This is a genomic window from Terriglobales bacterium, assembly GCA_035624475.1.
Lineage (GTDB): Bacteria > Acidobacteriota > Terriglobia > Terriglobales > Acidobacteriaceae > DASPRL01.
On sequence record DASPRL010000275.1, the window covers coordinates 1 to 8,227 of the forward strand.

The 8,227-nt window shown below is 68.4% G+C and carries 9 protein-coding genes; 5 read left to right on the forward strand and 4 right to left on the reverse strand.

What is annotated here, in order from left to right; all coding sequences use genetic code 11:
* Positions 1-78: 78 nt before the first annotated feature.
* Positions 79-1,812, reverse strand: coding sequence for a single-stranded-DNA-specific exonuclease RecJ (recJ, locus tag VEG08_10930; GenBank protein ID HXZ28497.1), 1,734 nt, complete (start codon positions 1,810-1,812; stop codon positions 79-81).
* A gap of 3 nt (positions 1,813-1,815) precedes the next feature.
* Complete coding sequence (locus tag VEG08_10935; protein ID HXZ28498.1) at positions 1,816-2,286, reverse strand: hypothetical protein; 471 nt, start codon at positions 2,284-2,286, stop codon at positions 1,816-1,818.
* A gap of 89 nt (positions 2,287-2,375) precedes the next feature.
* Here VEG08_10935 and VEG08_10940 point away from each other — a divergent pair, with 89 nt between their 5' ends.
* The 5 genes from VEG08_10940 (at position 2,376) to VEG08_10960 (ending at position 6,058) form a co-directional block, all read left to right on the forward strand.
* Positions 2,376-2,744 (forward strand): (2Fe-2S) ferredoxin domain-containing protein, encoded by a 369-nt coding sequence (locus VEG08_10940; protein HXZ28499.1) that lies wholly within the window; start codon positions 2,376-2,378, stop codon positions 2,742-2,744.
* 18 nt (positions 2,745-2,762) lie between these two features.
* Positions 2,763-3,041, forward strand: coding sequence for a DUF507 family protein (locus VEG08_10945; protein ID HXZ28500.1), 279 nt, complete (start codon positions 2,763-2,765; stop codon positions 3,039-3,041).
* Complete coding sequence (locus VEG08_10950) at positions 3,038-3,313, forward strand: DUF507 family protein (GenBank protein ID HXZ28501.1); 276 nt, start codon at positions 3,038-3,040, stop codon at positions 3,311-3,313. The genes VEG08_10945 and VEG08_10950 overlap by 4 nt, the downstream gene beginning before the upstream one ends.
* A gap of 100 nt (positions 3,314-3,413) precedes the next feature.
* Positions 3,414-3,878, forward strand: coding sequence for a (2Fe-2S)-binding protein (locus VEG08_10955; protein ID HXZ28502.1), 465 nt, complete (start codon positions 3,414-3,416; stop codon positions 3,876-3,878).
* On the forward strand, positions 3,875-6,058 hold the full coding sequence (locus tag VEG08_10960; GenBank protein HXZ28503.1) for a xanthine dehydrogenase family protein molybdopterin-binding subunit: 2,184 nt from the start codon (positions 3,875-3,877) through the stop codon (positions 6,056-6,058). The genes VEG08_10955 and VEG08_10960 overlap by 4 nt, the downstream gene beginning before the upstream one ends.
* 16 nt (positions 6,059-6,074) lie before the next feature.
* Here VEG08_10960 and VEG08_10965 read toward each other — a convergent pair whose 3' ends face one another.
* Together VEG08_10965 and VEG08_10970 are read right to left on the reverse strand one after the other, a co-directional pair.
* Positions 6,075-7,526, reverse strand: a complete 1,452-nt coding sequence (locus VEG08_10965) for an NAD(P)-dependent oxidoreductase (protein HXZ28504.1) — start codon at positions 7,524-7,526, stop codon at positions 6,075-6,077.
* Between the two features lie 217 nt (positions 7,527-7,743).
* Positions 7,744-8,073, reverse strand: coding sequence for a GIY-YIG nuclease family protein (locus VEG08_10970; protein ID HXZ28505.1), 330 nt, complete (start codon positions 8,071-8,073; stop codon positions 7,744-7,746).
* Between the last annotated feature and the right edge of the window lie 154 nt (positions 8,074-8,227).

Below are 8,227 nucleotides of genomic sequence, written 5' to 3' on the forward strand. Positions count from 1 at the left end.
GCAGAACTGCGCCGAGGCCGGCAGTTGCGTCCCGCACTTCACGCAGAAGATGGTGCCTTCGGGCGACATGGCGGGGCACTATAGCGCCGCCGCGGGCGGCTGTAAAGCCCGCGCGAAGTCGCGCAGCACCAGTTGCAGCCCGCCGAAGTCGGGGTGAGTGTTCTCTTCCAGGATGAAGGCCGCATCCAGGCGGTCGCCGGGGACCAGGGCGTCATTCTGTAACCGCTCGGCCATGCGCCAGCCCAGGGCATCGAGGGCGCGGGCGTTGGGCGCGGCCGCCACCTTCAGCTTGAGGTGCTTCTCCTTGAGGATGCGCGGCGGCAGCGCGAGGCGCAGGTTGCGGGCGGCGAAGACGGGCTCCGGGTTCTCCATGCCGAAGGGCGCCATCTGCCGCAGCGCGTCGTAGAGCTGGGGGGTGACCTGGTCAAGCTCCAGCTCGGCGTCCAGGTTGAGCACGGGCTCGAAGTCGGCGAGGGTGAGGCGGGCGCGGGCGTAGGTGTCGAGGGCCTGGCGCAGCGCGGGCACCCGTTCCACCGGCAGCGCGAAGCCCACGGCATGCGCATGTCCGCCGAAGCGGGTGAAGAGCTGGTGGCAGGACTCCAGCGCCTCCAGCAGGTGGAAGGCGGGGATGGAGCGCCCGGAGCCGTAGGCCTCGCTCTCTTCGCGGGCCAGCACCAGCGCGGGCCGCCCGAAGCGCTCCACCACCCGGGTGGCGGCGATCCCGATGACGCCGCGATGCCAGCGGTCTCCGTCGACCACGATGCAGAAGGCGTCGCGCAGGGCGGCGTCGGAATCGAGCTGGGCGTGGACCTCGGCCAGGATCCGCGCTTCCTCCTGCTGGCGCTCGGCGTTGAGCTGGTTCAAGCGCTCCGCGATCTCGCCGGCGCGCACCGCGTCGCGCACGGTGAACAATTCGATCACGTCGCGGGCCACGTCCATGCGCCCGGCGGCGTTCAACCGTGGGGCCAGGCGGAAGGCTACGTCGGTCGAGGTCAGGGGGCGCGTGCCTTCGAGCTGCGCCGCCCCGAGCAGCGCCTTCAGCCCGGGATTCACCGGGGCGCGCAGGCCCTCCAGCCCCAGGCGCGCGAACACGCGGTTCTCGCCGGTCAGCGGCACCGCGTCGGCGATGGTGGCGATGGCCACCATCTTCAGAAAGGAGGGCAGCAGGCGCTGGCGCCCCGCCTTCTCCAGCAGCGCCTGCGCCAGCTTGAAGGCCACGCCCGCGCCGCAGAGCGCCTTGCAGGGATAGCCGCAGCCGGGCTGGTTGGGATTGAGCACGGCCAGGGCCGTGGGCACGCCTTCGCCCGCCGCCGGCAGGTGGTGGTCGGTGACGATCAGGTCCACGCCCAGGCGGCGCGCGGTCGCAGCGGCCTGGAAGGCGCGGATGCCGGTGTCCACGCTGATGATGAGGCGCACGCCGGCGGCGGCGGCGCGCTCGATCACGTCGTCCTTCATGCCGTAGCCCTCGCGGATGCGGTGGGGCACGTGGAAGTCGGCGCAGCCGCCCAGCAGTTCGATGGCGGTCTTCAGGATGACGATGGCGGTGGTACCGTCCACGTCGTAGTCGCCGTAGATGAGGACCGATTCCTTGCCGGCGAGGGCGGCCTGGAGACGCGTGACCGCCCGCTCCATGCCCAGCATCCGGTAGGGCGAGTGCAGTTGGGAGAGCGCGGGAGCGAGGAAGCGGGCGGCGGCTTCGGGTTCGCCCAGGCCGCGCAGCACGAGCAAGCGGGCCAGGGGCGGGAGAAGGTTCAGCTCACGTTGCAGGCGCTCGACGGCGGCGGGCTCCGGCTGGCGCAGGACCCAGCGCACGGGTCAGCGCTCGTCGTCCTGGTCGGACTCGTCGATGGTGATGCCGCCGAACTCGTCGGCCAGGTCGAGCAGGCGCTGGTAGCGGTCGTACCAGTCGGTGGAAACCTCGTGCAGGAACATGATCCCCTGGAAGGGATAGCCGATCTGGATGAAGCCGGTCTTGCCGATGTAGGAGCGCAGCCAGCGCGCCTCCTCCATATCCTCTTCGTTGGCGCTGACAGCGTTGCGCAGCCGCTCCACCAGGTAGTCCACGTCCTCCTTGTCGAGGACGACGGCGTTCATGGTGAGGAAGGGCGCGCCCGCGGCCTTGGCCAGCTCCACGAAGTCCTTCCAGCCCTCCGGGTTCTTCTCGTTCTCCTCGCCCCAGTTGATGCTGTGGATCTCCTCGTCCACGTAGCCGCGGAAGCGGCGCATGCCGTGGCCTTCGATGAAGGCGGTCATGTCGTCTTTGAGCGAGGTCAGGTCGTCGGTCATGGGAATCGGCTGTCCGGTGTAAGCAACATCATACTCCAGCTACTCGCCGCTGGCTTCTAGCGGCTCGCCAGCCCTGATAAGCTAGCAACGTGGCGCGATTCGAGAGGCACATCTTCGTCTGCTGCAACCAGCGCGAGGGCGGGCACCCGCGCGGCTGCTGCGATCCCGCGGGCCAGGCCGCATTGCAGAAGGCCTTCCAGGAGAAGCTGAAGGCGCGCGGGCTGAAGGGCCGGGTGCGAGCCAACAAGGCCGGCTGCCTGGACCAGTGCGAGCACGGGCCCAACCTGGTGGTCTATCCCGAGGGCGTGTGGTACGGAGGCGTGACCGTGGCGGACGTGGACGAGATCATCGAGTCGCACCTGGTGGCGGGCAAGCCGGTGGAGCGCCTGCGCCTGGCGGAAGCGTGCCTCAACACCGCGAGTTGCCCGCACAAGCCGCGACCTGCGCGCCCGCTGTGATAGACTTTTTTGTTTCGCATGCTGCTCTCGAAAGAATACGTAGCCTACCTGGGCCGCGAAGTCGCCAAGAAGCTGGTCGCGGGCGAGTTCATCGCGACCCACGAACTGCCCAAGGTCACCGAGCGCGTGCACGCCGCCCTGCTGGAGGAGATGACGGTCGAGGACCGCATCAACGACGAGGTCCGCGCCATCCTGGAGCAGTACCAGGAAGAGATGCGCACCAGCGGCGCCAGCTATCAGGAGATGTTCAAGAAGGTGAAGGGCGAGCTGGTGCGCAAGTACAAGGCGGTGCTGTGAGGCTGAGCCGCGACAAGGTCAACAAGCTGGCCCACGCCGTGGCCGACGCCCTGGCGGAGATGGACGAAGTGGAGTTCCTCGAGGACCGCAACTCCATCCGCATGGAGGTGCGCCGCCTGCTGGAGGAACTGCTCAAGCAGGAAGAGAAGATCGATCTCGCCGCCCGGCAGAAGATCGAGCACCAGAAGCGCACCATCATCGAAGGCTCCGAGGAGTGGAGCATCCTCTACCGCAAGTACTACAACGAGGAAGTGAAGAAGCTGGGCCTCTAGCGGCCGCCCGCCGTTTTCGTCCCCGGGGGATTGCGTCCCGTCATGAAACATGGCATAGAACACTTCTGCGCCGCGTTCGCGACCGGCAGGAGGTGTGGGCATGGCCCGCTACTCGCTCTCCGTCAATGGCAAGCTCCGGGAGGTACAGGCGCAACCGGACATGCCGCTACTGTGGGTCCTGCGCGACCTCCTGAACTACACCGGTACCAAGTACGGCTGCGGTCTGGGCCTGTGCGGCGCCTGCACCGTGCACCTGGATGGCGAGGCGGTGCGCGCCTGCCAGACCCCGGTCTCGGCGGTGGGCAAGAAGAAGGTGGTCACCATCGAAGGGCTCTCTCCCGACGGCTCCCATCCCCTGCAGCGCGCCTGGATCGCGGAGCAGGTGCCGCAGTGCGGCTACTGCCAGCCGGGACAGATCATGCAGGCGGCGGCGTTGCTCGGCCAGAAGCCGCATCCCACGGACGACGACATCGACCGCGAGATGGGCGGCAACCTCTGTCGCTGCGGCATGTACGGACGCATCCGCAAAGCCATCCACCGGGCCGCGGGCGGAGGTGGGCGATGAAAGTCAGCCGCCGCGCCTTCGTGGCGGGCGGAGCCGCCGCCGGCGCCGCCATCGTCATCGGCATCAAGCTCCCCCGCCTCTTCGGACAGGCAGGGGTACCGCGCATGCGCGGGCCGGCAGAGTCCGGTCCCTTCCAGGCCTGGGTGCGCCTCACCCCCGACGGCAAGCTGGGGCTCATCGTGGCCAAGTCGGAGATGGGCCAGGGCATCTCGACCGGCCTGCCCATGATCCTGGCCGACGAGGCCGGGGTGGACTTCAACGACGTCAGCATCGTGCAGGCGGAGACCGATCCCGAGCTCTACCGGCATCTCGGCACCGGGGGCAGCGGCAGCACCATGGAAGGCTATGAGCCGCTGCGCACGGCCGGCGCCCAGCTGCGCGCGCTCATGATCGCGGCCGCGGCGCAGCCATGGAAGGTCCCGGAGAGCGAGTGTGCCGCCGCGGACAGCATGGTCACGCACGCGGGCTCGGGGCGCAAGGCCACCTATGCTCAGTTGTTCAAAGTGGCTTCTACTCTGCCGCTGCCCAGCGCCGATTCCGTCAAGCTGAAAGACCCGTCGCAGTTCACGCTCATCGGCAAAGAAGTGCCGCGCATCGACGTCCCCTCCAAGGTGAACGGCTCGGCGCGCTTCGGGCTGGACACGCGCCTGCCGGGGATGGTGTACGCGGTCATCGCGCGCTGTCCCACCTTCGGCGGCAAGCCTGCGCGCTTCGACGCGACCAAGGCCATGGCCGTGCCCGGCGTGGTCAAGGTCTTCGAGGTGCCGCCGGTGCAGCAGAGCTTCACTGCGGGCGGCATCGCAGTGGTGGCGAAGAACACCTGGGCCGCCTTCAAAGGCCGCGAGGCTTTGGACATCACCTGGGACCACGGCCCGCACGCCGGCGAGAACTCCGCCACGTTGCGGCGGCAGCTCCTGGATGCCACCACCGCTCCCGGGAAAAGCATCGTGGACCACGGCAAGGTGGACGAGGCGCTGGCCTCCGCTGCCAAGCGCATGGAGGCGGTGTACGAGTTCCCCTTCCTCGCGCACGCCACCATGGAGCCGATGAACCTCACCGCTCACCGCACCGCGGACGGGATCGAGCTGTGGGCGCCCACCCAGTCGCCCGACTGGATCCAGGGCGCAGTGGCGCAATTGCTGAAGCTGAGCCCCAAGGACGTGGTGGTGCACACCACCTGGATGGGCGGCGGCTTCGGCCGCCGCTACCACACCGACTTCGGCGTGGAGGCGGCGCAGATCGCCGACGTGATACGCCAGCCGGTGCAACTGGTGTGGTCGCGCGAAGACGACATCGCCCACGACTTCTACCGTCCCGCCGCCTGCCACCGCATGAGCGGAGGGCTGGACGCGCAGGGGAATCCGGTGGCCTGGCTCGACCGGCTGGCTTCGACCTCCATCCGGGCGTGGTGGCAGCCGTCGGCCCCGCCGGAGCAGCAGGAGGTCGGCGGCGCGGGCAACGCCTACGCCATCCCCAACTTCCGCCTGGAATACGCGCCCGTGGCCAGCGGCGTGCCGCGCATGTGGTGGCGCTCGGTGGAGAACTCGTTCAACGGCTTTGCCGTCGAGTGTTTCGTGGACGAGCTGGCAGCGGCCGCCAAGGCCGATCCCGTCGAGTTCCGCCGCAAGCTGCTCCAAGCGCAGCAGGGAAAGAACCCCGCGAACCCGCGCTACGCCGAGCGCCTGCGCGAGGTGCTGGAGACCGCCGTGGCGCGTTCGGACTGGGGCAAGCCCATCGAGCAAGGCCGCGGGCGCGGCGTGGCCGCCTTCAACAGCTTCGACAGCTACATCGCCTACGTGGCCGAGGTCACGGTGAAGGGCAGCAACATCAAGGTCGACCGGGTGGTGGCGGCGGTGGATTGCGGGCGGGCCATCAATCCCAACGGCGTGCGCTCGCAGACCGAAGGCGCCATCGTCTTCGGGCTCTCGGCCGCGCTGAAGGGGGAGATCACCATCAAGAAGGGCGCCGCCGAGCAGACCAACTTCGACGGCTACGACCTCATACGCATGCCGGAGGCGCCCGCCATCGAGGTGCACATCGTGGACAGCGGCGCCGAACTGGGCGGGATGGGCGAGCCCGGCGTCCCGCCCATCGCGCCCGCGGTCGCCAATGCCGTCTTCGCGGCCACCGGCATCCGCTTGCGCAAGCTGCCGTTCGATCTGGCCGCAGCGAAGGGGTGAGGCCTCCAGCCGGGCGCTAGAGCCAGTCGTCGGGGTCGGGGGCGGCGCGCGCCAGCAGCCTCTGGTGCATCTGCAGGGCCGCCTTGCGGGCGGCGGCGATGGCGGTGACCACCAGGTCGGCGCCGCGCACCACGTCCCCGGCGGCGTAGATCTCCTCGCGCGAGGTCTCGCCCGTCTCTTCCGACTTCACGAGAATGGTGCCCCACTTGGTGGCTTCGAGGTGCTGGGTGGTCTCCGGGACCTCGGTCTCGGCGCTGTAGCCGATGGCCAGGGCCACGGTGTCGCAGGGCAGGAGAAAATTGGAGCCTTCGACGGGCACGGGCGAGCGGCGGCCCTTGGCGTCGGGCTCCCCCAGTTGCATGCGGATGCACTCGGCGGCCCGCACCTCGCCCTTTTCGTTCCCCAGAAAGCGCACAGGCAGGGTGAGCCATTCGAAGATCACGCCCTCTTCCTTGGCGTGGACGCGCTCCTCGGCGCGGCCGGCCATCTCCGACTCGGTGCGGCGGTAGACGCAGTACACCTTGCCGGCGGGATTCAAGCGGCGGGCGGTGCGCACGCAGTCCATGCCGGTGTCGCCCCCGCCCACCACGATGGTGACCGCGCCGGCGTGCGGGCGCGGGTCGGAAGAGTCCTGCCACGGCGGCGGAAGCAGGTCGTGCTCCAGGTTGCCGCGCACCAGGTACTCGGTGGCCTGGTAGACGTGCTTCAGCTCCTCGCCGGGGATCTTCATCTCTCCGCCCTTCACCGCGCCGTAGCCCAGGAAGACCAGCCCGAAGCCCTGCTGCAGCAGGGCGTCCACCGGATGCTCGCGGCCCACGCGATAGTTGCAGACGAAACGGATGCCCAGTTCCTCCAGCGCGCGCAGCTTCTCCAGCACGATCTCTTTGTCGAGCTTGAAGTTGGGGATGCCGTAGAGCAGCAGGCCTCCGGGCATGGGCCAGGCATCGAAGACGGTGACGGCGTGGCCGCGCACCGCCAGCTCCTCCGCCACCGCCAGCCCCGCCGGCCCGGCGCCGATCACCGCCACCCGGTGTCCCGTGGGCGGCGCCTGCGGGCGGCGGAAGTAGCCGTAGTTGCGCCGCAGGTAGTCGGTGACGAAGGCCTCCAGCTTGCCGATGGTGATGGGAGGCTTCTGTGCCCCCACCACGCAGGCGCCCTCGCACAGCTTCTCTTGGGGACAGATGCGGCCGCAGACGTCGGGGAAGTTGGAGGTCTCGGCGAACTTCTCGGCCGCGCCCAGGAAGTCGCCGTGGGCGGCCAGGAACAGCGCCCCGGGGATATCGTTTTGCACGGGGCAGGCCAGCATGCAGGGGGCGTGCTCGCACAGCAGGCAGCGCTGCGCCTCCAGCACCGCCAGCTCCGGCGTGTAGCCGTCGTACACCTCGTTCCAGTTGTGCACGCGCAGGCCGGGGTCCTGCTTGGGCACCTTGACCACGTCGAGGTCGTAGCTCTGGCGGCGGTCGGGCATGGGGCGTGACCTCCTCACCGATCACGCGATGAGAGCTAGGCTACTGTGGGGAAGACGATGCTGGCAAGGGCCGGCCCTGTGGGATTGTCATCCTGAGCGCAGCGAGTCAAATTCCGTGAGAAACGCGCTGTCAAAATGAAGTCGAACGCTTAGGAATTGTCATCCTGAGCGCGGCGAGGGAGCCCGCTCTGCGGGCGACCGAGCTAGCGAGGGACCCCTATTCCCCGGACGGGCCTTTGAACTTGCGCTCCCAATCCCTGCTCAGATCACGCCAAGAAGGATTCACCGATTCGATCAGCCTGATCTTCTTCGCCCGCAGCCAGCCCTTAAGCTCCTTCTCGCGCGCAATGGCGTTACCGACATACTTGAAGGTCTCGAAGTAGACCAACCGATTCACTTTGTACCTGGCGGTGAACGAGGAGATCAAACCCTCCTTGTGGTCGTAGACGCGGCGCGCCAGGTTGTTGGTGATGCCGATGTAGAGGGTTCCGGAGAGGCTGGCCAGGATGTAGACGTAGAAGCGTTTGTCCTTGAGGCTTCCCGGCACGATAGGGGTCCTTCGCTAGCTCGGGTCGCTGCGCTCCTTCGCCTTGCTCAGGATGACAACTACAAAAAGCAGGGTCTGAAAATACCGGCAGCAGGTGGCTGATCGCCTACTCCCCCGCGGGCTGCATTTCGCTGTCGGCTTCGGCCTGGCGCTC